Raw genomic sequence first — 26,259 nt, 5'->3', positions numbered from 1 at the left:
CAGAAATTCATCATAATGACGAATTTTTGCTTCTTCTTATTTTATTTACGCCGATGACGACTCATTCGAGTCATTGGTACATCAGAAGGTTGCTTTTCTGTTTTTGTTGCATTGTTTCTTTCCGGTTCATGCTGCGTTCGTGCTAAAATTTCTTGCTTTGGTTCAACAACACGTGGATGACTATCAGCCTCTTCAGCTTTTTTACGATCCGCTGCTTTTCTTAATTCAGCAACAGCTCGTGTTGTTTCCCCTTTTTCTGCTTTTACCGTTGGTTTTTTTGTACGTTTCGGTAATTCGGGCAGTTTGAAGGATTTGATTGTTTGCTCTTCGTGGAAAAATGGAATCCGTTGTGAAAACAAATTACCTAGATATCCCGCCAACCAAATCCATAAAAATAATTCTACTGGGAACAGCAGTAAGAAGAGACACGCCGTGGCAAGAGGCTGTTTCAAAATTACCGCACAAGCACTGGCTGTAAACACTGCAACTAATAGCCCCGGCGAGTACGGCAATAAGTTCGCGAAAGCTAAACCAACTGCTATACTAGCAAAAATCATTGGAAAGATCGTTCCTCCACGCCAGTTACAGGCTAAACAGATTACTGTTATCGCAACTTTACCAAAACCGATCAACAGCAAAATGAAAAAATTCATCGTCTCCGCTTGCCGAGTAAAAGATAGTAACGTATGCTCGCCGGAAAATAAGAAATACGGTGAAATCGTTCCTACCACCCCTAAAAGAACTCCTGCAAAAATAGCTAGTGGCAATGGATTACGAATCCGCTGATTCAATTTTTCTCCTTTTTCTTGAGAAACTAAGAAAAACTTGCCAAAAAGAGCTCCTAAAATAATCATTGGGATAACTAGCAATAACCCCTGCCAGGTGAAACTGCTCTCCATCCTCCGGATCGCAAAAACTTGTTCTTGATTTGGAAAAATATTATACGTTAAAAGATACCCAATAAAACCAGTAAACGTAGTGAAAATATATAAAACATACTTTTTAAGTTTGCTTTCCGTTACAACCTGCCAATTGTCGCGTTCTACTGATCGTCCAACACCAAACAGCGGTGTCATAAAGATTACTCCTAGTGAGGTCCCGATACCAAACTCTATCATATCTGCTCGCTCTTGATCAGGAATTTTCCTGCGATCTGCCATGTAGGTAATTAAACCACCAATAATTGCAACTAATGCCGCTTCTGGACCTAAACTAGCTCCAAAGAGCAGTACGATTAAGGAGCCTAATAAATTCCGGACTAGCTTCCCATCGTGATAATCGATTCGTTTTGTTTCTTGATACTCAGTAAATGACTCTTGCAAGGTGCTCGGATAACGACCGAATGTTTTTACAAAAAACCCAATCGCTACGCCTCCGATTGTACAGATAATTAAGGGATAAAAGCGCGGATCTCCTAGCGCTCTAGGCAAAATTTGCCATAAAAGCTGGTTTCCGAGCTCCGTTAGACCCATAAATAAAGCTACAATGACTCCGACGGCTAGTCCTAAAAGACCACTATAGCCAAAAAATGCTAGTTTAAACTTATTCATAAAATTAACCTTTCTCTAGATAGACTCCGCTACATTATAACAAAGGTTTGAGGTCTTAGGAGCGATTTTAGGCGACTTTTTGCGATTTTTGCCGCTCCTTTTTTTGTTGAACAGTCAATTGAACGTATGAAAGCGTTTGTTGCAATTCTGGCGTCATCTCATAGTGATCTACTAAATATTGTCGGGTTTTCTCCGTAAAGAACCCTTTCATGAAGGCAAAGAAGAAGCCTTCTGGATTTTTGACTGTTTTGTAACGATACATTTGTTCAATTGCTTTAGCCACAGCGTCACTGATATCTGATCTGAAATACTCATTGTGTTCAAAGGTCAAAACTTCTGCTTCAGCAGGTAGACCGGCGTTAATATAGTCTTGTGTGCTGACGTATTTTGCCTTAAAAATTGTATCCACAAACCAGCGTGCTTTTTGATAGTCACCAGCACAAAAAGGTAAAAAACGATCAAACACTTGTTGTGGCAACAAATGTGCATAACGAGCATTCAAGCCCTCGATTAAGCTGTTATCCTGAGACTTGTTCAGATTTTTTGACGCATTGCCTGTTGCTTTTGTAGTATTTGTATTTTGTTTTGCTAATTGTTTTTGTGTACTTGTAAGCAAATCGTGCGTGTTCGAAGCCGCAGAATCTGCTTCTCTATCCACAGTGGATAACTCTGCTGTTTTCTCAGTTACTGATTTTCCCACAGGGACCAAGGCTTTTGTACTGGTATAATTTTTAAATGATAGTTGTACAACAACATTCGCTTCTGGAGCTTTTGGATTTGCGACATAGATACGATAATTTTTAAGACCATGACGAGTAATTTGGATAAGTCCAGCTTCAATCAAGGCATTTTTCAAATTCGTTACTTTTCGTTCAGATACACGCAGTAGTTTTGCTGCCTCTTCATTAGAAAAATAAATATAAGGATGTTCAGCTTCATCAAGCCAGCTGCCATCTTTTTGGGAATTGTAAATACTGCAAGTCATACGCATAGTATATAGAGCATGCAGCATCATTGCTTCAATGGATAGATTTTTGTACTGTGGATTGTTGATTAAATTTAAATCAATTGGGATATAATTTCCGTTGGGTAAATTTGTTGCAGTCATGATGTTATCTAAATTAGTGGACACGACAAAAAACCTCCTTAGTTCACTCTCAAAGTTAATAACGAAAGTTTTTAAAGGAATGCTTTACTATCACAGGATATTTGATTGAGAAAGTACCCAAATTATGGTATACTTAACAAAGGTTAGGCAAACACCAATTTTTCTAACCCTTACAAATTTATCTAAATGTGACAGGCTAATTCGCCAAAATTAGCTCAAACCTTTGAGTTTAAAGATCGCCAAATCTTTAAACTCTTTTTTTTTTCGTTTTTTTCTACATGTATAGAATAATTGATTGAAAGCCTATTGTAAAGCGATTCTAGCACATCTTTTTTTGGAGTAAACTTTTAATATCTTTATAAAAGCATTTGAGGTTTACTATAATATAAGGATAAACTCAATTTTGGTTTACTTTATTAAATGATGTAAAAGTATTTTTAGTAAACTTCAATTAAAGTGAGAGGTCTATCATCCTCACTTAAGAATGTGGATAAAAAGTAATGCGCATAAGGGCTTCCTTAGTTATCCACAACTTATAAAAAGGAAAAAGTATTTTTGGAAAAGTAAACTTTTAAAAAGAATTAACAATAATAAAGGTAAACTTAAATAAGACCTAGCTTAGAAAAAAGTAAACCGTAATGTAAGATAGTATCTACATTACGGTTTACTTTTTTTGGAGTTATTTCTCATCATTTTCTAATTCTTTGAATAATTTTTGATATTTTGGCTTCTCCTTGTACTCTTCCATAGAAGCTTCTTCAAGCTGAATTAGGAAGTTTCGGTCATCTCTAGATAGCCCTTTTTCAAGGTAATAATCGTATAAAAAATCAATCATCTTATCGGGTGTATAGCCGTCAAACTTTGCGTTGATCAAATTCTGCATGCGAATCTTTGTGCGTGCAGAGATTTTTTGCATTTCTAATGCTTTTAAACGAGGATCATAATATTGACGTTTTCGTCCCCTCTTCCCTGCTTCACTTTCTTGTGTTTGAGGAGCTGGTTCATGAGGAAGTGTTCGTTCATTAAAATGCCTCGTTTCTTCATGGAATGAAGAACGTCGAAAATCTGTTTCAGGACTTAACGTTCTTTTTGCTAAGAGGTCTTGAGAACTAGGCTTTTTCTCCTCTTTGTCCTGGTTAGAGTATTCCGACATTTTTTCAATGCCTTTATTCTTCTTGTTCGCCGTTAAAAGCGAATCGAGCTTCATTTTTTTCGCCATTCAACGTCTCCCCTACTCTTCACCGCTCAATATGAGGCGATGTTCATCAATTTCATCTAAAATATTGACGAAAACCTCGTGTGCACGCTTGTCCCACTGCTCAACTTTGCCATTTTTGTTGATTTCATAGGTAATTCCGGACCCATCATAGCGTTTTAAACGACTTTGACTCAAGACCACTGTATCTAGAAGATGTGCACCGTAGATATCTCTTGCTGCAGTATAAATCTCTTGGTCGACAGAATCACGTTTCTGCATCATAAACGGTACGATACCAACAACCTCTAAGTCAGTTTCATATTGTTCAATGAAGAAATTCATGTAATCAATGTAGTTTTGGGCCCCTTTTAAGGATTTTACTTGTGTCTGCAAAATGACAATAACGTATTCAGCCACGTACATGGCCGCATTTGAATAAGTACTGATTGTAGGTGGAACATCAATGTAGATCACATCATAAATATTTTTCAAAGGTTCAATCAAATCTTCCATATATTTAAATTGTGATACCTTGTCACCAGGAAATTTTTCAATCATATAATCGGGAAAATCAGAAAAAGAAATATTTGCTGGGATCAAATCTAAGTTTGGCATAATTTGATAAATAGAAGATTGGATGTCACCTGAACGAACAGCTTCCCAAATCGTTGCATCAAATTCATCGGGTAGCGTATTGTTTCCAAAATTTTCAGCTGTCAGTGACAAGACGTCACTCGTATTCCCCTGCGGGTCTAAATCGATTACTAATGTTTTGCGATCTTTACGGAAGGCACTTTCAAAGGAGAGCATCTGTACGGTAGTCGATTTACCGACGCCACCCTTAAAATTTCCTACTACATAGGTTTCTGCTTTCTTTGGCATAAAAAGTCTCCAATCATAATTTCTCAATTAAAGTTTACTATAAAACCTTCATAATAGCAATAAGGTTTACTACAATTAGTAAAATGAGGTAAACTATAAATCCTTATAAAATTGAAGTAAACTGTATTTATTAATATATAAAGTTACCCTTAATTAGTCAATTGAAGTAAACTGAATTAACTTAAATAGAGTATACTTTATTTAAGTTAAAGTATACCTTTTAAAAATAATGAGGTAAACTTCTAACAACTTAAAAGTGTACTTCAAATAATAATAAGTAAACTGTATTAAAACCTAAATACTTTAATAGAAGCATCTCTATACAATTAAAGTAAACTATATATATATTAGGGTCTACTTTAAAACTAAATATAGTATACTTTAATTTTAATTAATCATTTGAAAAGTAAACTTTTTATAATGAGGTAAACTTCTATTTTTTAGATTTAAAGTTCACTTCAAAAAAATAGAGTAAACCTCAATGAACAACTGTTTATACGGTATACTTATTTTATTTTTTTTTAAAAGGTAAACTTTGTAATGGATAATGAAGTAAACTTAAATTTGTACATTACAGTTTACCTTTATATTTAAGTAAACCATAATTCTTATGAAAAAGTATACTTCAATAAATTTAGTAAGAGTAAACCTTAATGTAGTTGAGGTAAACTTTATTAAATAAAAAAAGTTTACTTTTAGTGAACCATTTGAGGTAAACTTATTTAATGAAATGTACAATGATAATAACAGTAAACCTCAAAAAAACTTCTTTATACCAGTGTTAAGTGCTAAAATAATTAAAGTAAACGTATATTTTTTTAATTGAAGTAAACCGTTTGAACTCAAAAAAACAATCAAAAAAAGTAAACCTCATATAATTGAATAAGAATGTATGAGGTTTACTTTTAATATAAGGTATACTTTAATTTATTTAAGTGAAAACATCACCAAAGTCCAATAATAGCAAAGATTTGTTGGTTATTATATTGAAGTAAACCTAAAATCAAAAAGTAAACTTCAAATAAAAAACCATTGAGGTATACCTCAATGGTTTAAGGGTAAACTTTATAAAGATTCTACAAGTTGAATGGCTTCATATATTTGATCTGCTGTGATGTTAGGATCTACCATATTAAAGGTTTCCTTGGATGAAGCAGCATGGTTAATGACCGAGTCTAAAGCAGCTTTAGAAGAATCAAGCACATTCAAGTCTTTTAATTTTAAAGGAAGTCCTGTTGCTTGGTAAAAGGCTTTTAATTGCTGTATTTCGTCTAAGTCTTTTGTGTGAGCTAATTGAACGAGAATACCGTAGGCAACTTTTTTTCCATGAAGTTGTTCATGAGTGCTTTCAAGATAGGAAAGACCGTCATGAATAGCGTGAGCGCCAGCTGAACGTCCAAAAGCAGCAGCAAAACCACCAGTTTCTCCTGCTAAACCGATGATTGTATCTGTTACTCGACTGAAAGCAGGGGTAGCCTTATTCTGCTTAAGATCTTCTATAGCTGTTATCGCATCTTCTAACAGAAGCTCTTGTATTGCTTTAGCACTTGCGACGCCAAGGCGAACATACGCAGACTTTTCATCGTCCTGCAGGTTTCTTGTGATCCCTTCGATTTCGTACCATTTAGCTAACGTATCACCGATACCAGCAACGAAGTAGTCTTTTGGTGTTGCCAGCAGGAACTTCGAATCAACTAATGTTAAGAAAGGCGCACGTTTCATAAATCCCATGGCTTTGAAGGTGCGATTCGGGTGATAGACAGCTACAATTGGTGTGAAGGGTGCGCAATTAGAGATCAATGTTGGAACAACCATCAGCTCTGCATTTAATTCTTCAGCAACCATTTTCGCAGTATCGATTACACGTCCACCGCCAATCGCTAGAATCAGTTCTGCCTGTTCGATTTTATTGGCTAATTGGACGGCATTTTCATGACTAGAACTACCATCGTATCTGTAGGTAGGATAGTGAAGCTCTTTACGATAGTATTTTTTGAAAGCCTCAGAGGACTTTTCGCCTGTAATAACAGCAATTTTCCTAAAATCAGCAAGATAGCTTGGTAGATCTTGGAGAATATTTTCTCCGCAGGCGTATCTATTGGCGCCTGGACGTACTTCAGTGGTGATGTCCATTGAATTCAACTCCTTTTTCATATTAAGAAACCAATCTCCAAAGAAAATGGTTCTTTTTTAACCACAGGCTTTTTATCAAACTAAATCAATAAAAGCAAAAACAGATAGTTTAGTGAGATTTCAACTAGTTTAGTCTTTGTCAAAATTAAAGTCAACTGTGTTTTCGATGATAAAAAGTGTTGACAGCTGAACTTTAGACGTGTAAGATACGATTTATCAATTTGCTAAACAAAGAAACGTGATGAAGAGAAAAGTATAGATAACGAAACATCAAAGAGAGTCCGATAAGGTGAGAGCGGATATGTGGATGGATCTAGAAAATGGTCTCTGAATGGCATTGCCGATAAGTAGGCAGTGACGGGGCAGCGCTCGTTAACAACGCTCAAGTATAGATGTACTTGTTGAGGCAATAGTTGTGAGACTGTTGCAAATGAAGGTGGTATCGCGAGTGAGCTCGTCCTTTTTCGGCACATTAGAGTGTGGAAAAGGACGAGCTTTTTTTCTTTGGCAAAAAAATAATTGGAGGAATGAATGATGAAAAAATTAGGTAAAGGAATTTTATTAGGGGTAGCGGCATTAGCAGTGAGCGGAGTGTTGGCAGGGTGCGGCAGTAAAAGCGAAGCGAAACCATTGGATGAGAAAAAGGTGACGATTGGTGTTACTTCGGGCCCCCATCAAGAAATTTTAGAGGAGGTCGCAAAACAAGCAAAAAAAGACGGTCTTGAGATCAAGGTAAAAAGTTTTGATGATTATAATACACCCAACACGGCGTTAAGTGACGGTGATTTGGATGGCAATAGCTATCAAACCCTCTCTTTCTTGGAGCAGCAAGTAAAGGATAAAGATTACAAAATTGAGACAGCATTTAAAACAGTTGCATTCCCATTAGGGGTTTACTCTAAAAAAATTTCTAATTTAAGTAAACTTCAAAACGGAGACAAAGTCGGTGTGCCGAATGACCCGACAAATGAATATCGAGCTTTAAAACTCTTAGAAGAAGCGGGTGTTTTGAAGCTAAAAGAGGGTGTCGAAATTAAGGCCACTAAGAATGATATCGCGGAAAACCCTAAGAATATCGAGATTGTTGAGCTGGAAGCCTCACAAATTCCTTCTCAGTTAGGGGAGCTGGCGGCTGCGGCTATCAATACAAACTTTGCTTTCGGAGCAGGGCTAACTATCAACGATGATGCAATCTATCACGAACCATTAAAGGATAACCCTAATTACAATGTGTTTGCGGTGCGGACGGAGAACAAAGACGACAAGATCGTTAAAGAAATCAAAAAGTATTATCAATCTGATGAAACGAAAAAATTCATTGAAGAGAAATTCAAGGGCTCAGTTGTTCCTGCATTTTAAGCTTAGGAGGATTTATATGATTGAACTTAGAAATGTGTCAAAAGTCTATCAACAAAAAAAACGTCGTGTTGAAGCGGTAAAAGAGGTTAATTTAACGATTGAAAAGGGCGAGATTTTTGGTGTTGTAGGCTATTCTGGCGCAGGAAAGTCCACCCTGATCCGCATGATCAATTTCTTAGAACCGCCGACAACAGGCGATATCTTGATTAAAGGGCAGAATTTACGGGAACTAAACAAAAAAGAATTATTGTTAACTAGACGAAAAATCGGCATGATCTTTCAAGGGTACAATTTACTATCTACCGCAACGGTTTATGAAAATATCGCGAAGCCGTTGAAGCTGGAGGGAGTATCGAAAGAAGTGATCGCTGAACGGGTCGATAAGTATCTAGCCTTGGTTGGATTGACGGATCGAAAAGATAACTATCCGGCACAATTATCTGGTGGTCAACGACAACGCGTGGCAATCGCACGGGCACTGGCACACGAGCCTGAGATTTTATTGTCAGATGAAGCGACCAGCGCGTTAGATCCTGAAACAACGGAGTCGATCTTGGCTCTGTTGACCAAAATCAATCAAGAATTAGGGATCACTATTTTCTTGATTACGCACGAAATTGATGTAGTTCAACGTATCTGTGATCGTGTGGCGGTCATGGAGGATGGAAAGGTCGTAGAGGCAGGACCTGTGATTGATTTGTTTACTCGTCCTGAGGAAGAAACGACGAAGCGGTTTATTGGGGCAAATGATGGTTACAACGTCCCAGAAGAGGTTTTAGCGACCTATAAGGGCAGTGGGCGTCTAGTCCAGCTGCAATTTATTGGAGAAGAAGCGACGGAGCCTGTGTTAGCGAGAGTCGCGAAGGATTTTCAATTGAATCCGAATATTCTTAGCGGCAATATCGGATATTTGAAAGAAATACGTCATGGTCAGCTGCTTGTACAATTTGACGGCGGAACAGAATCTGACTTTCAATCAGCAAAAGAGTATATTCGAAGTCAAGGTGTTCTTATTGAGGAGGTTGTTTAATGAGCGAATTTTGGAATCAGTGGGGAAATGTCGTCATCGAAGGTTTAGGGCAAACACTTGTGATGGTTTTTATAGCTCTAATTTTGTCGATTGTTATCGGGATTCCTTTAGGTGTGCTGTTAGTCATTGCTCGACCTGGGGGATTGAATAGTAATCTACCCCTTTATACTATTTTAAATAGTGTCATTAATGTTCTGCGGTCTTTGCCATTTATCATTTTATTGTTTTTGATTTTACCGCTGACAAAACTAATTATGGGAACTACTATTGGTGTACAGGGTGTACTTTTACCGCTAATTATTTATACAGCCCCTTATTTGGCTCGTTTGGCAGAAACATCTTTATTAGAAGTTGATGGTGGAGTGATTGAAGCCTATCAAGCGATGGGAATCAGTCATTTTCACATTATTCGCAGTGTATTGTTGAGAGAAGCACGAGGCGGGATCATTCGTGGATTGACGATTGCTATGATCGGTTTGATTGGTGCTACGGCAATGGCCGGTTTAGTAGGTGCAGGAGGACTTGGCAGTATTGCTTACCAATACGGCTTTTTACGAAATGAGCCGACTGTGATGTATACTACCATCATTCTATTGATCGTGTTGGTTCAGGTTGTTCAAACTCTAGGAAATACGATCGCAAAAAGTTTAGATAGAAGTTAACAATTTAACGATGAGTTGGGGAGTTTTACAACCCGATTCATCGTTTTCTTTTTGTTATAATGAAAGCAAAAGCACGTATATGAGGTGAGAAGGATGAAAGCGAAAGATTTATTAACGGCCATTCAAGTAGATGCTGCCGGCGAACTGAAGAAATTGTCTTCATATACTTACGTCTTTGTGGACGACGGGGAAAAACAGACAAACCATATAACCATCAAAATAGAAGGGAATAAAATCGTTTTGAGTAAGGAACGAAGCAACCCATTGACACTAAAGGAACTGATCAAGGTACTGAATGAGAAGAAAGAGGCGGAGATTTATGTCGAAGAGGAGCTGGTTTTTGGCTACAAATTGGTCAAGCAAGGAATTTTATTAGGTTAAATTTATTATCTAGTTTCAAAAACTAGATTGAATTATTTTGTTAACCATGATATAGTGTCTTTAATAAATTATTCGAGGTGACAAATAAATGAATACACAATTTAGCCGGAAGTATCTGATCACAAATGAAGTGTTGAATGCGGTAACGCATGGTGTGGGTGTGATATTAAGTATTGTTGGGTTTGTTTTTTTACTAGGAAAGGCCAGCAGTGGGCTGCACTATGTCTCATTTATTATTTATGGCGTTTCGCTATTGCTGTTGTTTTTAGCATCGACGTTGTATCACAGCTTGATTTTTACGAAGGCAAAGAAAGTCTTTCAAGTTTTCGATCATTGCTCAATCTACTTGCTGATCGCTGGAACTTACACCCCCTATTGTTTATTGTATATAAAGGGAACGATCGGAATCGTGCTGTTAAGTGTTATCTGGTTGGCTGCGATCGTCGGAATCGTTTATAAAAGTTTGACATTAAGCAAGGTGAAATCAGTCTCGAAATTGTCTACGATCATTTATAATGTGATGGGGTGGGCGGTCGTTATTGCTTTGCCTAGTCTCTATCAAAGTGTTGGATTGAAGGGGTTACTGCTGTTAGTTGGCGGCGGCATTGCCTACACGGTAGGATCAGTTTTTTACAGTATGAAAAATCGCCGATATATGCATGTTGTTTGGCATTTGTTCGTGATGCTGGGCGCGATGCTGATGTTCTTTTCAATCTATTTATAAAATGGACATATCCAAAAGAAGCTGTATCCCAAAAATCGGGACACAGCCTCTTTTTTTATAAATAATCGTCCTCTGAAAATCCGGTGTTGCGATAGGCACCCTCATCAGCAAAATACTTATTATAACGTTGTTTGAATTTGCGGAAGATGAAGACGACGAGTAGTTTAATCATCGAATAGATCGGAATACCAAATATGACACCGACTAATCCTAGAAGATCGCCCATAACTAGTAAAACGACTAAAATCGTGATTGGATGAATCTTCAATTTATCGCCCATCACACGAGGGACGACCAGATCACCGTGAAGCAACTGAACAACGAACCATGCAATAACGAATTTGACCACCATAAAAGTAGAATCTTGGAAGGCGATGAACACACCAGGCAAGAAAGCTAAGAAAGACCCGATATACGGAATAATACTTAAAATCCCAGCAGCCAAGGCAATCACTGTGGCATATTGCAAGCCTAACAGCAAGAACACGACCCAGTAGATTAATCCTAGTAGCAGTGAGGCAATGACTTGACCTTTTAGAAAGGCGCCTAATTGCTGATTAGCAATCTTGATTAATGAGCTGGCGTCTTTTCTGAAACGCGGCGGAATCATTTCGATCACTGAATTGTAAAGTTTGTGGGGACTTTGAAGCAAAAAGAAAGCGATAATCGGCCCAGTAAATAAGGTGATAGCAGTACTAGAAACAGCTGAAAAGATTGTTCCTAAACCTTTAGCACCATCTTGCCAGTTATTGGCTAAGTAATTTAGTGCTTCCTTAGTTAATTTATCCAGAGAGTTCAAGGCCTGATCAGAAGAAGCCGCAAATGGTGTAGCTTCTAGGATGTTTTTGATTGATTCTTGAAAATCATTCATATATTTTGGAAATTGTTTGATCAAATCTTGTGCCTGATTCTGGATCACTGGAATGAGTCTGGCACCACCAAAAAAGAATACAGCAAGAATCACGACATAGGTAAGTACGATACCAAGGGTTCGTGAAAGGCCTTTTCTATTTAAAAAATTGACCACTGGATTCAGCAGATAATACAGTAGCAACGCGAAGACCATTGGCGGGAGCACTGTAGTGATAATGACCACGATCGGTCTGAAAATAAATGAAACAGTATTCAATAAATAGATGGCTAAAGCACTTAAAATGATCAGCCCGATCATATAATACGATGTTTTACCGCCAAAAAATTGAATAATTTTTGAAGGTTTTTCTTTTTCCATAGGATGGACCTCCTCCTTTATAGAACAAGTATACCGAATGTCCGTAAAACTGTATACTTTTCAGAATTTTTGAAAAAAAAAGAAGAAGGTGGGATAATTTACCTGAAATAGAGAAAAATGATGTATAGAAAGAGTGAATTTATTGACTGATACTAGAACTTGTCGTGAATCTCGTGTGATTCAAACACACCGTATTTTCCCCTTCGATTTAAATCCTTTCGGCTATTTATTTGGCGGAAAGCTGATGACACTGATTGATGATGCTGCTTCGATTTCGATCTCACGTCATTGCCGCAGAGGTGCAGTGACGGCTTCTTTGGATAATTTGAATTTTTTAAAACCCTTGCATGCTAACCATTCCGTTTGTGTGAAATGCTATGTATCTGGTACACATAATAAATCGATGGAGGTCTTTGTGAAGGTGATCGGCGAAGATCTCACGACTGGGGAACGTTATTTGGCGGCGACCTGCTTCACGACATTTGTAGCGGTACCGTCACATATGAATGAAGAGATTGAATTTACCGTTCCTAAGGTCATTCCAGAAACAACCGAGGAAAAAATGGTTTGCGGAGGATATGAAAAGCGGCGCAACCATCGTTTAAAAGAACGTGATGAATACAAGCGTTTTGCTGCACTGTTGTCGACGGACCTGCCTTGGTCAGACGAAGGTACGGGGGATTAATTGAATAGAAATGGACCTGCAACGAGGTGTTGCAGGCTTTTTTTTGCACATTGACATATTTTTCGAGAAGGATTATTCTTTCAATATGGGGTATGGGGGCATATACCATATTTTGATAGAAATAGCTATTAAACACTTCATTTTATTCAGTTTAAGTAAATGTTCGTTCTTTATGTATAAAAAAGGAGGAAAAAAGATGTCACATAGACCAGACCATCAAGTAGATAACTTAGTAAAACGGATCAATCGGATCGAAGGGCAAATCGGCGGGATCAAGAAAATGATCGTTGACGAAAAACCGTTTGATGAAGTAATCATTCAATTGAATTCAGCGAAGTCAGCAATTCAAAAAATCTCTCAAATATTATTAGAGGCACATGCGGATCACACATTTATGGATGCGGTAGAAAGCGGAAAGACTGAACAAGAATTAGAAAGTCTACGGCGAGCGATCCATCAATACAGCAAAATGCTTTAAGCGAGGTGGGAAAATGACCTCTATCAAAGAGAATAAGATCCTCGCTTTAGCGATTCCCGCGACGATCGAAAATATTTTACAGACGTCAGTCGGCTTCATCGACGCATTGATGATTTCGAAGATCGGATTGGTGGCAGTGACGGCAGTCGGGATTGCCAATACAGTTTTGAATGTGTATCTGGCACTTTTTATTGCTTTAGGGGTGGGGGCCTCTGCTCTGATCGCTCAAAAAATCGGAGCAAAAAGACCGGATGAAGCACAAACGGTAACGAATCAGGCCGTTATCTTGACCGTAGTCGTTAGCCTACTGCTGGGGATCATATCGATCATTTTTGGAGAATCGTTGTTGCGGGTGATGGGCGCATCAGAAGCAGTCCTGCAGGAATCACTGAGATTTTTCACCGTCGTTGGCGGCGGTGCATTGTTTATGGGGCTGATGACGATCTTCGGCAGCATTTTACGAGCAACAGGGGATACCAAATCACCAATGAAAATCAGTGTGGTCGTGAATATCGGCAATATTGTGATTGATTATATCTTGATTTTCGGATTAGGACCGATCCCTGCTTTGGGGGTTTTAGGAACAGCGATCGGGACGGTTTTGTCACGTATTCTGGGGTGTTGGCTGCTGTATTTAAAAGTGCAGCAATCGCAAAGTCCTGTAGATCCCATGACGCTGTTTAACGCGGGGAATTATCGTCCGTTGGTTAATTTATCGATACCCGCAACCTTGGAACGGCTGGTGATGCGTTTAGGACAAGTACTTTATTTTGGGTTAATTGTCAGTATTAGCGCCAAAACGTTTGCGGCGCATTCGATTGCAGGGAATATCGAAAGTTTCACTTATATGCCGGCATACGGATTAGCGACGGCAGCGACCACCTTAGTAGGAAATGCGGTCGGTGCTCGTGATAATCAGCTGGCTAAGCGCTACGGGTATTCTGCTGCAAAGTATGGAGTAATCTTCATGTCGCTCCTTGGAGTTATTTTGTTCTTTGGTGCACCATTTTTTGCTGGTCTGTTTACCTCAGATCAGGAAGCGTTACGTCAGATCGTGATTGCACTACGCATCGATGCTTTTGCACAGCCCGGGTTAGCGATCAGTTTAATAACGACCGGTGCTTTGCAAGGAATGGGCGATACAAAGTCGCCATTATATAGCACAGCCTTCGGAATGTGGGGAATTCGTGTTGTTGGTGTAATCGTTCTAGCCAAAAGTCTTGGACTAGGAATCGCCGGCATCTGGTTATCCATCGCGATTGATCTATATCTCCGTTCGTTGTTCTTAGTCTATAAATTCAATCATAACCTTAGTGATAAACGAATAATTGCAAAGGAACCCTCTGAGTGATCTCAGAGGGTTCCTTTGCGCGTTGTTTTCTATTCACTTGGTTCAACATGTACATCGGTCTCAAAAATCTGAAAATTTTCCTGTAATAAATGTTCAATTTGATCGGCGACATCGTGGCTTTCTTTGACGGTTAGATCAGGCTTCATTGTCACTGTGACATCAAGATAAACGTTGGCACCGTAGCTGCGGCCTTTGATACTTTTGACTGTCTGGACTTGCTGAATCTGACCGAGGGCATCGGTGTATTGATCCAATTGTTCCTGATCAAAGCCATCAGATAGTGAAAAGACACTTTCTTTGAAAATATCGACGGCCGTTTTTAGGATCAGCAACGCCACAATAATGGCGGCAGCACTATCGAGCCAGCCTAGGTTAAAGGAGGCCGCAAAAACAGCTATCGCTGTACCGATACTGGTCCAAGCGTCGCTGAGATTATCCTTAGCCGCCGCCAGCAGACCGGGACTTTTGACTTCTTCGGACAGTCGTTTATTGAAATAATAAACACCATACATAATTATAGCGGAGACAATCCCAACAATAGCCGCCGTCATATCAGGTGCTTCGGTCTTCTTATTCACTACGGAAAGAATCGAGCTGTATAAAACCTGCAGCCCTACCAGCAGCATGATGAAGGAGGTCACTAGACTTGCGACATTCTCCGCTTTCCAATGACCGTAGCGATGTTCTGCGTCTGCCGGCTTTTGCGAAATCCTCAGTCCAATCAAAACAGCGATCGAGGCAAGGATATCTGTGAAGTTATTCAGACCGTCTGCACGCAAGGCTTCAGAATTTGCGAGATTGCCGACGACCAGTTTCATAACGGACACTAGGATATAGGCGATGATACTGATCAGTGCACCTAACTCTGCCTTTTTTAATTGTTCATATCGGTTATTTACCATAATTATTACACCCCAAAAAATAAAATGTTTTATCACTATACACTTTATTTATCGGGTAAAACAAGCTTTTTTTAAAACTGTAATTATTTTGGGACGGCTAAAATAATTGGTCAGATTTCCCCTGAAAAGACATGTTAGGGGAGCTAATTTTATTCCTTTGGCTCCCTTCGAACGAGATTTGGTAATGCAAAATTTTTTTAAATCAAAAGTCTTTTATGGTGTTGCCAGTAAAGGGATTTTTAAGCTTTCACATAATAATTGTCAAATAATCCGAAAATTTTTTTATTTATTTCATTGACATTGATTAGGTACCGAAGTATACTAAGTTCAAATAAAGGTTAGGTACCTAAAATATAGGCACCTAAACAAAAGGAGGAAGCGGAAGAATGAGTGACTATACGAAAGAATTATTAAAACGTTTGTCTTATGTAGGCAGCGCCAGCCGCCGTTTGATGGATGTAGGCAATTGTCAGAAGAGTGCACCAACACAACAGTTGGTTTTAGATATTTTAGCAGAAGAAGATGGTGTGACCTCTGGCGTTTTGGCTGAGATTTTGGATATGCGTCCAAGTTCAGTAACCGAGATTTTGAACAAATTGGAAAGCCGCGGTGAGATCGAACGTCACGAAGATGAACAAGATAAACGGATCAAACGAATCTATATTACAGAAATCGGGCGCGAAAAAGTAAGCTTGAATAAACCGCAGGAACGCTCAGAAGAATTCTTTGCTGGGTTGACAGACGAGGAATTACAGAACTTGGATCAATTATTGAATAAGGTGATCGATGGCTGGAGCGAAGATTTTGGAGGACGTCCTGAATTTCCTAATGATCCATTTGAAGCGATTGAAGCTTTAAAAGCGATGAGAATGCAATTTGACCCTCATATGAAAGATTTCGGTCGAATGTCGCAAGCGGATCGCCGTAAATTGAAAAGAGCATGGAAAGAACAAATGCGCAATCAATTCGGCAGAGGGGGCTTCAACCCTGGTCCTTTTGGTCCCGGTCCGATGGGTTCCAAAGATGATCCGCGAAAAAAAGGGTCGCAAGACCAACCCCACGATAGTGATTGGGAAAATTGGTAAAAAGAATGATGAAAAAGCGATCGTAGACTTGTTTAGAGAAATGAACGATCGCTTATAACTCAACAAAGCAATAGAGAAGGAGGTCGTTGACAATGAAAATTGAAATGGCTGAATTATTTAGTAAAGAACATACCAGTGCAGTGAAATTACGCAAGCAGGTATTAGGCGGAAAAATTGATTGGGACAAAGAAAAAGCATTGAATGTTTTTGTAGCGATCGAAAACGAGGAAGTCGTAGGAACCGCATCCATCCAGTTGTATCCATTTGGTATCGCCCGTGTTCGCCAGGTAGCGGTTTCACCAGCATATCAAGGACAGCATATCGGTGATCAATTAATGAGCAGTTTGGAAGAATTTGCCCAAGAAAAAGGTCATTTTCGAATTGTTTTAACAGGACGAAAAACTGCTCAATTATTTTACTTAAAACGTGATTATCAGCGCATGTTGCTCCCATTTAAAAAGCACGATATTGAGTTTTTATGGATGACGAAAGTATTACCAGCAGTAGAAGTCCCTGTATTTTCAGAGAACTAATGACGTATTTGTCCGCCTCCCACAAAAAGAGATGATGAAGGAGGAATCCATCATGAAGGAGTTATTTGATCCAAGAAGAAAAGAAAATGAACCAAAGAAACACACAGGCAAAGAATTTGAGAAATTGCGTGTGGAACTCGAAGCGAAGTCTCGGTTATTTACCACTTCGTTAGGGATGATCAATTATCAAAAATACCATGATCTGTATGATTTTGGTTAATAGAATCGTAATGAGTTTCGAGAATCGTATTTAGAATTCTCGAAACTTTTTTTTGTGGACAAAAATTATCTGCGGATATATAATGTCCTTAGAAAGAGGTGAGTACTTGAAATTATCATCATCCTACGTCCAAGCGATCGGAATTTTAGTTATGTTAGCAGAATTACCTGAGAACGACTCACTAAAATCAAGTGAGATCAGCAAACGAATGAATGTCTCCCACACGTACTTACAGAAGATCGCTACAAAATTAAAGCATGCAGATTTAATTGAATCCTATGCCTCAAAACAAGGTGGATACAAACTGAAAAAACCGAAAGAAGCGATCAACTTTTTAGATGTTTTCTTAGCAATTGAGGGAGAAAATCCGTTTCTTTCACATGTAAACCTTGAACCTATTGATGCGATGTTCATTGACAAGGAATTAGTCAAAGAGAAATCAGATGTTGTGAAGGCGATTCATACGGAGGCTCAGAAAATGTACATGGAGCAACTACGGGCTCATCTGTTAACCGAGATTTTACCGAAAGAATCGGACGGCAATTTTACGATTATTGACTGGAAAAAATTTATTAACGAAGAATAGGAGTGAGCTGTATGTCATTTAAAGATGAAATCAATAAATTAAAGGAAAGCTTTGAACAAACAAAAGAACAAGGCGCAAAATTAGGTGAAAAATATAGCGAAGAAGGGAAAAGTATCGGAGAAGAATATGCGGAAAAAGGGAAAGCTGTAGGAAAACAATTCAAGGATCTTTCCTCAACGGTTAAAGATCGCTTCAAATAATTTTTCAAAAACGAGCGATGACGCAATTTATTTATAGAGGGAGCAATAGATCATGTGTACGAGTCTAACGTTGACAACGAATTCGCAGCAGCATTTTTTAGCAAGAACAATGGATTTTGGCTTTCAGCTTGAAGGAAGACCAGTGGCTATCCCTAGAAAGTATGCTTGGAAAAAACAATTTGGTGAAACGCAACGAACGAAATATGGTTTTTTAGGTACGGGACGCAACTTAGGAGAATATTTTCTAGCAGATGGTGTAAATGAAAAGGGGCTGGCGATTGCAGAGCTCTATTTTCTCAATGAAGCAAAATATAGCTCAGAAGCCAAAGAAAACTATGTGAACTTAGCTCCCCATGAGTTCATCATTTGGCTATTAGGTGAAATCGAGAGTATTTCTGAGCTGCGGGAAAAAATTGCGACTGTGAATGTAGTTGAAAAGGAAGTGCCGCTGTTGGGATTTGTTCCTCCGCTGCATTATATCGTGACAGATAAGACTGGAGAAACGGTGGTAATCGAATCAGACAGCGGGGAATTAGTGATAAAGGATAATCCCGTCGGCGTGATGACCAATAGCCCAGAGTTTGAGTGGCATTTAAAAAACCTGAACAATTATTTGAGCCTTCAGCCTAATAGTTTTCCCAATAGAAAGCTTGAAAATTATGAAATAGAACCCTTTGGTCAAGGATCGGGTACGTATGGACTGCCTGGCGGCTACACGTCACCAGAAAGGTTCGTGCGAACAGTCTATTTACGGTCGTTGATTGAGACGGGCAATGCGGAAGGGGCCTCTCTGAACGCTATTTTTAAAATTCTAGATAACGTGACGATTCCCAAAGGTGTAAATATTAAGAAGGACGGATCGATTGACTATACGCAATATCGTGCCGTTTTTGATGTATCAAATGTAACCTACTACTTCAATCCTTATGAAAATCAAGCGGTCTTTGAGCTGAGATTGGATGAAGAGCTGCTAAATAAAAAAGAACCCGTCGAGTTTGATTATGCGACAGGATTTGAAACAGTAAAGTTGAAATAGACATAGGACAGTAGTCAAGGATATAAATGCGTAGTTGGAACCAGAAACTATATAATGAAAACTTTGGTAAAAAGCATGATTGAATTTCTATATCACAAAAACCATCCATACATGTTTCTGACGAAACGTGTCATGGATGGTTTTTTAGGGAGGATATCGTAGATCGAAGTGCGGATTGTAATTTTAAGGATTTCTTTTCGTCAATTCTGATTTTTTTACTACATAGTGCTTTACACCACTTTCGACAATGACCGTCTCTTTCAATATCTTACAGATGGTTCCATGGATTACTTCGTTATGACATTCTTTTCCTTGAAAAGAATAGCCTAGTTTGATTTCCATCATTTTTCCTCCTGTTGGGTTAGATTCAATAATTCAATATTTTCCTCTATTCGCTCGTTAGCCACACTAAGTAACACTAGTAAGATCCGCGATAGCTATTGTAGGATTCTTTATTCAAATGGTATCCTTTGCCCCAGACAGTCTCAATGACATCTGATGGGAACCCTTTTCGTATCAGCTTTTGTCGAATGGATTTTGCTAAAACTGAAAGTTGAGCCAAATTTGATCGATTGGGCTCGACATTCCAAATATAGTGACAAAGTTCTTCTCGTGAAACGATTGAAGAGTGCGCTTCGTACAATTTTAAAAAGCATTTTTTTTGATTCTTAGTCAAGTCTATAAGAAAATCATCGAGATTCCTCGTAAGCTGCGTTTCCTTCACATTTTCAAGGATTGGAGACGTAGACTCACTAATTAATTCACGCAAATTATCTATTCCGATTTCTTTGGATATCCATTGATCAATCTTTAACGCATCCAAAAGATCTTTTTCTTTTTTTGAGGGATCACATCCGCATTTTCTAAATATTAGGGCATTTTTTTCTTTTAATTTGGGCATGATTAGTTTTACTTCTTTATTGGATAGGGATTCACTAAGTATGATTACCTGATAAAAGGATACGTCCCAAGAGTCGTCCGTTCGCAGAAGCATATCTAAGATTGTATTCGATACAAAGACTTCGTAATTGAAATTCTGTAAATTTTGCTGTATGGATTGTTCGTTCAAAATGTTATGGGTTAGTATTAAGATTCTAATTTTTTATCGCCTCGCAGGATACTTTCTAGTAGTTATTTTTAAAATAATTTTAAGATGACTACTAATTCTAAACCATAATAATCAAGCTGATTTTCAAAAACAGCCTCCTTCAAGCCCCTTTTTTGAAAATTAGCTTGATTGAACTAGCAGAAAAAAGAGAGAATTCAAACAGGTCCTACTTCTGATCAAGTAGGGCCTTCATGATTCTAGTATTCAAAAATTCGTTATAGCACAGAATCAGATTCTTTTCTATCGATTCCTTGCTCGATGTGCATTTTAGTTCTGCTCGAAGAAACAATCAAGTCTGGATAATCTTCCTCCGCATGCTAATCGAAGTGACAATCGCCAAATGATGAAACAGATTGAATAAGGAGAGGAAAAGTGTATTCATTAATTTTTCTGGTGTAGTCGGAAGATCTGTTTTTAATATTTCTGAATGATTACCGCCTGTTATCCCATCTTTTTGCGTAGCTTATGCTAGAAGAATTTTGATAGCTCGTCATTCTCCATGCTATACTATAGGCGAGAAAAGCCTTTCAGTTTGGAGAATGATCCTATCTGAAAGGCAGGAAAACAATGCAGAAATATTTACCGACGAATGACTTATTGTTTAAAAAGATGCTGACCTCCGAAGATTCATCCCACATTCTAAAGGCGTTTATCAAGGATCTATTAGGATTAGAGTTCCAGTCACTGAAGCCAAAAGAAACCTACCATATCGACAGCTATAAAAAGACCTATAAGGAAACAGCGATTTTTCGCACAGAAGTAGATGTATTAGCGACCGCCGAAGACGGCAGCCATACGACGATCGAATGCCAGATTCAATCTCATGCCTATTTCCATGAGCGTGCGGTTTTCTATTTGGCTGAAGCCTTTCGTTCTCCTTTTGGAAATTTAGAAGCAAGTGAAGTAGAGCAGAAAAATAATTTTTCCAGTCTGAGACCGGCATATGGCATCAATATCGTGGACTTTCATCTGTTTGATCGGAATGAACAAGCGTTACAGTTATTTCGTCTATTGAATGAAGAAACCTATCGTCCTTTTCAAAATAGAGACGGAAAAGAACTGTTGATTCTGTGTTTCTTAAGTTTGAAAAATCAAAACGTCGCTAAGAAAAGCCCTGCGTACCATTGGCAATACTTTTTAAAAACAGGAGAAATTTTAAGTGACAGCCCCGAGTATTTGAAAGAAGCGAAGCGAAAAATAGATTTCTTAACATTGGAAAGCGAGGAAAAAGAGATGATCATGAAAATCGATAAATCAAAAGCGATCCATGATGCCGTGTTTGCTACGGCGATTGAAGAAGCCGAAGAAAGAGGAATCCTTCAAGGTCGAGAACAAGAGAAACGAAGCCTTGTTTTAAACTTGTTAAAATTATCTCTTCCTTTGTCTCAAATTTCAGAAGCTAGTGGAGTGGACATAGAAACTCTGAAAAAATGGCAGAAAGAGTTAGAGTAATGATTCAGTAATTGTTGTAAACCAGAGAGGAAAATCATCTAAGGAACAAGAGTAACTATTCTTATGTATTTGAAAATTTTATGTAACACCTGCGATCACAATGATCGCAGGTGTATTTATCGTTCAATCGTCATGGATCATGCCCGCTTAACCAGTGGTTGACGAGGGCAATGATCAGCCCCACAAAGAGTGGAGCAAGGATGTATCTCATCAGCTCACTCAAAAGCATCACCTCCTCTCAGGCAGGAAGGTGATAACGCGAGTCAAAATACCTACGCAAATCTATTAAATTTTCAAAGGTCAGGATTTAGACGGGGGGCGGTGCATCACCGGATCGAATATCTGGATTATCTTTGTTTCGATTTTTCCTTCGGCGAAGCCAAGCAAAGAAGTTTTTCTGTGTGCTTGACGATTCAAGCGTTTCCGATTGCACAGCACTAGGCAGTGAAGACGCACTGGCAGAATTTTCTATTTCTGTATGCGGTGCTTTTCCGATTTGTGGTGCAGTTATTATTAATGAAGGGTGGTCGTTCGTCACTTCTGCGGGACCTTCAAGCTTCTGTTCGATCGCATTTCTTGAGGGTTCGAACAAGTAGCCATAGTTCTCTGGTGCTTGGAAAGGGACTGCTTCCTGTGCTTGTTCCTGTTCACAGGGTTCGTTTTCGACGATCATTGGCTCTTTTTCAACATCAAAAACGTCTCTTTCATACGTATCCACGATCTTTGCCGTAACAACGGAATCAAATAGTTTTACGCCATTTTGTTCAAAAATATCCAACGTGGTCAAGAGTTCGCAAGCTTCTTTGATCGCTGGTATTGGCAGATCGGGGTTCAAATCTCTGTAGGTCCAGTCATGGTTTTTCCCTAGACTGTTTGCGAATTTGACAACTAAATCCTTTTTCATCTTCTGTTTTCCTTTCTTAATTTTTTATTTGCGTAGGTAGGTTAGGTTCAAGGTTCGTTTGTTTCTTCAGGACGGACAAATGACATCAAGGAACGGACAACTGCCTTGGCTTTTACGCCAAAACTGCGGAGCGGGAATACTTTTGAACATAACGTGCGCCACTCTGGAGCCATGAAATAATCGCTAAAATAATAGAAGAAGCGTTTCATGGTACGAGTGGCTTTAGTATTCATGAAAATCTCGCGAATAAGATCCTTCAGAATGAACGCAAACTCCTCAGCACCAAGCTGATGTCTTACGCGTAAGGCGAGAATATATTTGATGGTTAAACTGCTGTTTTGCGTCTTGTAATAGTAATCTGTAATCCGTTTTTCAAGTGTTTTTGATGTTAAGTTGAACAACTGGCGATGAGAGAGCGCTTGTTCATTCATAGGTCTGATCCTCCAATTCTATTTAGTAGAGAAGGCGGCACGTCTGCCGCTCCTCAAATCTGTGTGGCTAGAAAATAATTGTTTCGACTGTTTCGACATACTTAGCACTGACGACTTGATTGAACAGTTTTTCGTCGTCCTTTTTAAACAAGTTCAGTAAGGTAAATTTTTCTAGGATGCCATGTACTTCTTGATTGGACAATGTGTCATTAGGATTTGGATAGCTCCATGTTTGTGAGCGTCCAGTGCTAGTTTTAAAAATCGCTACTATTTTTTTCATTTATCTTTTCTCCTTTTCCTTAGTCTTTCGTTACTCGTGATTGGCTGGTGATGATTACGCCGTTTAATAATGTATCTTCTTGATCAAGCTCGGTCATGATCTCACCTAGTTTGATGATTTCCGCTTCTGCGGGCTCGTCTACAACATTGGCGAATGTGACCTTCTTTAATTTCTCCACTCCTGGTAGTTGTAAGTGGACTTGTAATTTCGTGCTTAGTTTTTGAATCATCGTTGTTTCCTCCGTTTTTGTTTTTGGTACCGGCCGGTGATCTAACGATAAGGCACAAACCCAAACTATGGCAAAACCGGCAAAATTACATTTTAGGCACAAAAATACAGGTGTCTTTCATTTCATTCATTTGAGAATGCCGGTTTTATAAGGATCATAAAAATAAGAGAAGGAAAGACACTGTGAATTAGAGGGGCAAATGTAAGGATGGTGATTTTGACGATAAGGCTTTTTTTTGCTTACGGCTTAAACATTGGATTATCAGCATTTGTTAGATGGAAAACACAGAAATTATTGATGAAATAAGTTGGAAATATCCTTTGTCTTAAGGATTTCTTTATATGTTGAGCGTATTTTTTCGTTTAATAAAATACGAACTCTGTACGCAAAAAAAGGTCCTAAATATCTGACCAAAACGAAACAACCTATTATTATATGGTAAAAGTTAACTATGAACTGACAATATTGCAAATGGAGAGAGAATCATGACAAACAAATCAATAAATCAAATCATTGGACTAACGGTTATGCTCATAGGATTTTATCTTATGACCAATGTAAATCTACATATAGGATTATTTCAACAAGACACGCTTTTCATAGCATGTCTCATAGGATTACCGTTGATATTTAGCAAACAAGGTCTTAAAAAACTATTCAGTGCACCAAAAAAGGGCACATGGAAGTGGATTCCGATAATTTTTGCTGTGAACATGGTTTTAAGTGCTTTAATTGATCTTTTCTTAAAATCAATTGGTATTCATACCGCTCCTAACAGTGTAACCAATACTATGACGCCATTACTTTTGATTCTTATTCCATTTGCCTTGTTAGCGGAGGAAATGATCAGTATTTCAATTTTTGAAATCGTCAATCAAAAAGCAAACATTATAATAAGTTCTCTTGTAACCGCCATAGCTTTTGGCTTATTTCATTTTTCAACGTACACGAATGGAAATGTGGTTGAAACACTAGCGCACGTTCTATTAATACAAGGCGTCTCTCGACTACTATTCAACTATGTTTATATCAAGTGTGGACGTTCATTGATCGCTAGTTGGATTTGCCATATGCTAGTAGATTACCTTATCTTCATTACTGTAGCTGTTTTAGGATTATTTTTATAAATAGGGATTAACCAAGCACAGCACACGCGCCAAAATTTTGATTGCCCAATAAAGAAAGCCTGTAAGGCAATAATGGAATGAGCTCCACTAATACTGGCTAGAAATACCTAACTAGAGGAAGCATCTCAATATATGTAAGCTGGCTTTTTTTCGATAGATAGGTTGCGTTATTGTGACAACTTGCTCTAATTATCGTCTACCCAATGACCACAAAAAGACCCAGCGAACCTCAAACATGAGGTTCGCTGGGTCTTTTTGTGTATGGTCATAGATTAGCGATCATTCCTTTTTATGCTTATTCAGCATTTCACTAAAATAGCGTTGATGAAAAACACCTCGTTGGGTGATCCATTGCTGGAGTAACGGTCGTTTACGCAGCCTTTTATGAAACGGGGTGTCAGGCAGCTGAATATAATCTAGTGGGGCGCCGTAGTATTCCTGTGTAAGAGAATACTCACGTCGTAAATAGCATAGGGCATAGATCGCCTTTTCTGCTTGCTCCATGAAGCTGCGCATTTGTGTCGGAATCTCTAAGATCAAGCCGTTGGTCAACTCCGCGTAGCAAATTTGTTTAACTGTCCGTAAATCATAAATCTCAAGCGGATTAATCCAAGTACAAGACTCCGGCTGTTCAAGCGGACATAAAGCATAGTGCCAATTTACAAAGGGAACTTTATAGGAAGAAAATCCGTCGATCGCCGGGAAACACCGCCGAGTCACCGAATAATCAAAAAAACGATGGGTTTCGTGAAAAAGCTTTACGGTCTTCAACGGATCGTTATCGAGAAAAGAACACTGATCATCACGAATGATCAACGTTCCAAGTTCGCAAGGAGCAACCAGCAAAGCTGAGATCGCTTTCAAATCAAAACGATTAAATGCTGGCGCATTCTCCAATAATTCCAACCAATCCTCCGACATTCTCTTATTGTACAAAATCTTTCCTAATAACTTTTCATTTGACATGTGCATTCACTCCTCAACAGTTAATGCCTAAAGTATATCCAACATGCACGATTCAAATGCTTTAATTTTTTTAAAACATAACAATATTTACTGGTTTTCTCGTAGTGATTTTATAGTGGAAAAGATAGATGGAAATAGAGAGTCTGTTCTATTAGGTAAATAAAATGCCTTTTTCGTAACTTTTTCAGAAAAAACATTGTTATTAATTGATGTTTGTGTTTTTATCTATAAGGGTAAAAAAATTACAACCCGTTCTCTTGATTAGAGAAAAGAAGCAGAAATTAAAGGTAAAGAAAACCACCAAAGAAAAGACTTTCTTTAGTGGTTGAAAATGATTCGATTGATAGAGTAGTTCAAATGGGAATAAAGTAAGTATCGTTATCAAATAGTAAAAATTCATTTTTCTTGTTTTAAATAAAAACAGGAAA

31 protein-coding genes and 1 other annotated feature are annotated in these 26,259 nt (G+C 38.4%); of the genes, 16 read left to right on the top strand and 15 right to left on the bottom strand.

Annotation, left to right across the window (positions count from 1 at the left end):
* Positions 1 to 41: 41 nt before the first annotated feature.
* From IGI38_RS15300 to IGI38_RS15280, 5 genes are all read right to left on the bottom strand, one after another.
* Entirely contained in the window at positions 42 to 1,550 is a 1,509-nt protein-coding gene (locus IGI38_RS15300; protein ID WP_438732188.1) for a chloride channel protein, read from the bottom strand.
* A 67-nt stretch (positions 1,551 to 1,617) separates the two neighbouring features.
* Positions 1,618 to 2,682, bottom strand: coding sequence for a replication initiator protein A (locus IGI38_RS15295; protein ID WP_438732187.1), 1,065 nt, complete (start codon positions 2,680 to 2,682; stop codon positions 1,618 to 1,620).
* 655 nt (positions 2,683 to 3,337) lie between these two features.
* Complete coding sequence (locus IGI38_RS15290) at positions 3,338 to 3,877, bottom strand: hypothetical protein (protein ID WP_438732186.1); 540 nt, start codon at positions 3,875 to 3,877, stop codon at positions 3,338 to 3,340.
* Between the two features lie 12 nt (positions 3,878 to 3,889).
* On the bottom strand, positions 3,890 to 4,738 hold the full coding sequence (locus IGI38_RS15285) for a ParA family protein (protein WP_438732184.1): 849 nt from the start codon (positions 4,736 to 4,738) through the stop codon (positions 3,890 to 3,892).
* A gap of 1,065 nt (positions 4,739 to 5,803) precedes the next feature.
* Positions 5,804 to 6,871 carry an iron-containing alcohol dehydrogenase family protein gene (locus tag IGI38_RS15280; RefSeq protein ID WP_438732182.1) on the bottom strand — a complete coding sequence of 356 codons (1,068 nt, stop codon included), beginning with the start codon at positions 6,869 to 6,871 and terminating at the stop codon, positions 5,804 to 5,806.
* Positions 6,872 to 7,103: 232 nt separating this feature from the next.
* Positions 7,104 to 7,336, top strand: a binding site (T-box leader).
* Positions 7,337 to 7,405: 69 nt separating this feature from the next.
* On the opposite strand from IGI38_RS15280, the gene IGI38_RS15275 reads away from it, so the two are divergent.
* From IGI38_RS15275 to trhA, 5 genes are all read left to right on the top strand, one after another.
* Positions 7,406 to 8,230, top strand: coding sequence for a MetQ/NlpA family ABC transporter substrate-binding protein (locus tag IGI38_RS15275; protein WP_438733384.1), 825 nt, complete (start codon positions 7,406 to 7,408; stop codon positions 8,228 to 8,230).
* A 16-nt stretch (positions 8,231 to 8,246) separates the two neighbouring features.
* Complete coding sequence (locus IGI38_RS15270) at positions 8,247 to 9,260, top strand: methionine ABC transporter ATP-binding protein (protein WP_438732180.1); 1,014 nt, start codon at positions 8,247 to 8,249, stop codon at positions 9,258 to 9,260.
* A complete protein-coding gene (locus IGI38_RS15265) occupies positions 9,260 to 9,922 on the top strand; it encodes a methionine ABC transporter permease (RefSeq protein WP_438732178.1) in 663 nt (220 codons plus the stop codon). Before IGI38_RS15270 ends, IGI38_RS15265 begins: the two co-directional genes overlap by 1 nt.
* A gap of 93 nt (positions 9,923 to 10,015) precedes the next feature.
* Positions 10,016 to 10,303, top strand: a complete 288-nt coding sequence (locus IGI38_RS15260; RefSeq protein WP_438732176.1) for a hypothetical protein — start codon at positions 10,016 to 10,018, stop codon at positions 10,301 to 10,303.
* 88 nt (positions 10,304 to 10,391) lie between these two features.
* Positions 10,392 to 11,027, top strand: coding sequence for a PAQR family membrane homeostasis protein TrhA (gene trhA / locus IGI38_RS15255; RefSeq protein WP_438732175.1), 636 nt, complete (start codon positions 10,392 to 10,394; stop codon positions 11,025 to 11,027).
* Positions 11,028 to 11,082: 55 nt separating this feature from the next.
* On the opposite strand, the gene IGI38_RS15250 is transcribed toward trhA, so the two are convergent.
* Positions 11,083 to 12,258, bottom strand: a complete 1,176-nt coding sequence (locus tag IGI38_RS15250; protein WP_438732173.1) for an AI-2E family transporter — start codon at positions 12,256 to 12,258, stop codon at positions 11,083 to 11,085.
* A gap of 142 nt (positions 12,259 to 12,400) precedes the next feature.
* On the opposite strand from IGI38_RS15250, the gene IGI38_RS15245 reads away from it, so the two are divergent.
* The 3 genes from IGI38_RS15245 to IGI38_RS15235 all read left to right on the top strand — a co-directional run bounded on the left by IGI38_RS15245 (position 12,401) and on the right by IGI38_RS15235 (position 14,772).
* Positions 12,401 to 12,943 carry an acyl-CoA thioesterase gene (locus IGI38_RS15245; protein ID WP_438732171.1) on the top strand — a complete coding sequence of 181 codons (543 nt, stop codon included), beginning with the start codon at positions 12,401 to 12,403 and terminating at the stop codon, positions 12,941 to 12,943.
* Between the two features lie 196 nt (positions 12,944 to 13,139).
* Positions 13,140 to 13,421: a metal-sensing transcriptional repressor gene (locus IGI38_RS15240; RefSeq protein ID WP_438732169.1), complete on the top strand. Its 282-nt coding sequence runs from the start codon at positions 13,140 to 13,142 to the stop codon at positions 13,419 to 13,421.
* 13 nt (positions 13,422 to 13,434) lie between these two features.
* Positions 13,435 to 14,772, top strand: a complete 1,338-nt coding sequence (locus IGI38_RS15235) for an MATE family efflux transporter (RefSeq protein ID WP_438732167.1) — start codon at positions 13,435 to 13,437, stop codon at positions 14,770 to 14,772.
* 29 nt (positions 14,773 to 14,801) lie between these two features.
* On the opposite strand, the gene IGI38_RS15230 is transcribed toward IGI38_RS15235, so the two are convergent.
* Positions 14,802 to 15,674 (bottom strand): cation diffusion facilitator family transporter, encoded by an 873-nt coding sequence (locus IGI38_RS15230; RefSeq protein ID WP_438732166.1) that lies wholly within the window; start codon positions 15,672 to 15,674, stop codon positions 14,802 to 14,804.
* A gap of 386 nt (positions 15,675 to 16,060) precedes the next feature.
* Here IGI38_RS15230 and IGI38_RS15225 point away from each other — a divergent pair, with 386 nt between their 5' ends.
* From IGI38_RS15225 to IGI38_RS15200, 6 genes are all read left to right on the top strand, one after another.
* Entirely contained in the window at positions 16,061 to 16,759 is a 699-nt protein-coding gene (locus IGI38_RS15225; protein WP_438732164.1) for a MarR family winged helix-turn-helix transcriptional regulator, read from the top strand.
* A gap of 92 nt (positions 16,760 to 16,851) precedes the next feature.
* Positions 16,852 to 17,292: a GNAT family N-acetyltransferase gene (locus IGI38_RS15220; protein WP_438732162.1), complete on the top strand. Its 441-nt coding sequence runs from the start codon at positions 16,852 to 16,854 to the stop codon at positions 17,290 to 17,292.
* Positions 17,293 to 17,344: 52 nt separating this feature from the next.
* A complete protein-coding gene (locus IGI38_RS15215; RefSeq protein ID WP_438732160.1) occupies positions 17,345 to 17,512 on the top strand; it encodes a hypothetical protein in 168 nt (55 codons plus the stop codon).
* A gap of 106 nt (positions 17,513 to 17,618) precedes the next feature.
* Positions 17,619 to 18,098: an Rrf2 family transcriptional regulator gene (locus tag IGI38_RS15210; RefSeq protein ID WP_438732158.1), complete on the top strand. Its 480-nt coding sequence runs from the start codon at positions 17,619 to 17,621 to the stop codon at positions 18,096 to 18,098.
* 11 nt (positions 18,099 to 18,109) lie between these two features.
* On the top strand, positions 18,110 to 18,298 hold the full coding sequence (locus IGI38_RS15205) for a hypothetical protein (RefSeq protein WP_438732157.1): 189 nt from the start codon (positions 18,110 to 18,112) through the stop codon (positions 18,296 to 18,298).
* A gap of 52 nt (positions 18,299 to 18,350) precedes the next feature.
* The gene (locus tag IGI38_RS15200) at positions 18,351 to 19,334 is read left to right on the top strand and encodes a choloylglycine hydrolase family protein (RefSeq protein WP_438732155.1); all 984 of its coding nucleotides are present in this window, start codon (positions 18,351 to 18,353) and stop codon (positions 19,332 to 19,334) included.
* Positions 19,335 to 19,517: 183 nt separating this feature from the next.
* Here IGI38_RS15200 and IGI38_RS15195 read toward each other — a convergent pair whose 3' ends face one another.
* Positions 19,518 to 19,676 carry a hypothetical protein gene (locus tag IGI38_RS15195; protein ID WP_438732153.1) on the bottom strand — a complete coding sequence of 53 codons (159 nt, stop codon included), beginning with the start codon at positions 19,674 to 19,676 and terminating at the stop codon, positions 19,518 to 19,520.
* Between the two features lie 76 nt (positions 19,677 to 19,752).
* Positions 19,753 to 20,010: a winged helix-turn-helix domain-containing protein gene (locus IGI38_RS15190; protein ID WP_438732151.1), complete on the bottom strand. Its 258-nt coding sequence runs from the start codon at positions 20,008 to 20,010 to the stop codon at positions 19,753 to 19,755.
* A gap of 999 nt (positions 20,011 to 21,009) precedes the next feature.
* On the opposite strand from IGI38_RS15190, the gene IGI38_RS15185 reads away from it, so the two are divergent.
* Positions 21,010 to 21,894, top strand: a complete 885-nt coding sequence (locus IGI38_RS15185; RefSeq protein ID WP_438732149.1) for an Rpn family recombination-promoting nuclease/putative transposase — start codon at positions 21,010 to 21,012, stop codon at positions 21,892 to 21,894.
* A 130-nt stretch (positions 21,895 to 22,024) separates the two neighbouring features.
* Here IGI38_RS15185 and IGI38_RS15180 read toward each other — a convergent pair whose 3' ends face one another.
* The 5 genes from IGI38_RS15180 to IGI38_RS15160 all read right to left on the bottom strand — a co-directional run bounded on the left by IGI38_RS15180 (position 22,025) and on the right by IGI38_RS15160 (position 23,738).
* Positions 22,025 to 22,105, bottom strand: coding sequence for a type I toxin-antitoxin system Fst family toxin (locus IGI38_RS15180; protein WP_438733383.1), 81 nt, complete (start codon positions 22,103 to 22,105; stop codon positions 22,025 to 22,027).
* Between the two features lie 96 nt (positions 22,106 to 22,201).
* Positions 22,202 to 22,798 (bottom strand): DUF2922 family protein, encoded by a 597-nt coding sequence (locus IGI38_RS15175; RefSeq protein ID WP_438732148.1) that lies wholly within the window; start codon positions 22,796 to 22,798, stop codon positions 22,202 to 22,204.
* A gap of 47 nt (positions 22,799 to 22,845) precedes the next feature.
* On the bottom strand, positions 22,846 to 23,229 hold the full coding sequence (locus IGI38_RS15170; protein WP_438732146.1) for a hypothetical protein: 384 nt from the start codon (positions 23,227 to 23,229) through the stop codon (positions 22,846 to 22,848).
* A gap of 67 nt (positions 23,230 to 23,296) precedes the next feature.
* On the bottom strand, positions 23,297 to 23,509 hold the full coding sequence (locus IGI38_RS15165) for a DUF2922 domain-containing protein (protein ID WP_438732144.1): 213 nt from the start codon (positions 23,507 to 23,509) through the stop codon (positions 23,297 to 23,299).
* 19 nt (positions 23,510 to 23,528) lie between these two features.
* A complete protein-coding gene (locus tag IGI38_RS15160; RefSeq protein WP_438732143.1) occupies positions 23,529 to 23,738 on the bottom strand; it encodes a hypothetical protein in 210 nt (69 codons plus the stop codon).
* 485 nt (positions 23,739 to 24,223) lie between these two features.
* Here IGI38_RS15160 and IGI38_RS15155 point away from each other — a divergent pair, with 485 nt between their 5' ends.
* The gene (locus IGI38_RS15155; RefSeq protein ID WP_438732141.1) at positions 24,224 to 24,865 is read left to right on the top strand and encodes a CPBP family glutamic-type intramembrane protease; all 642 of its coding nucleotides are present in this window, start codon (positions 24,224 to 24,226) and stop codon (positions 24,863 to 24,865) included.
* Between the two features lie 279 nt (positions 24,866 to 25,144).
* Here the strand turns inward: IGI38_RS15155 and IGI38_RS15150 are convergent, their stop codons facing one another.
* Positions 25,145 to 25,831, bottom strand: coding sequence for a hypothetical protein (locus IGI38_RS15150; protein ID WP_438732139.1), 687 nt, complete (start codon positions 25,829 to 25,831; stop codon positions 25,145 to 25,147).
* Positions 25,832 to 26,259 lie beyond the last annotated feature (428 nt).

Origin of the sequence: Enterococcus sp. AZ128 (assembly GCF_051714485.1) — a bacterium.
GTDB lineage: Bacteria > Bacillota > Bacilli > Lactobacillales > Enterococcaceae > Enterococcus_A.
The sequence above is the reverse complement of the archived record's forward strand: the minus strand, read 5'-3'. Positions and strand labels throughout refer to the sequence as shown.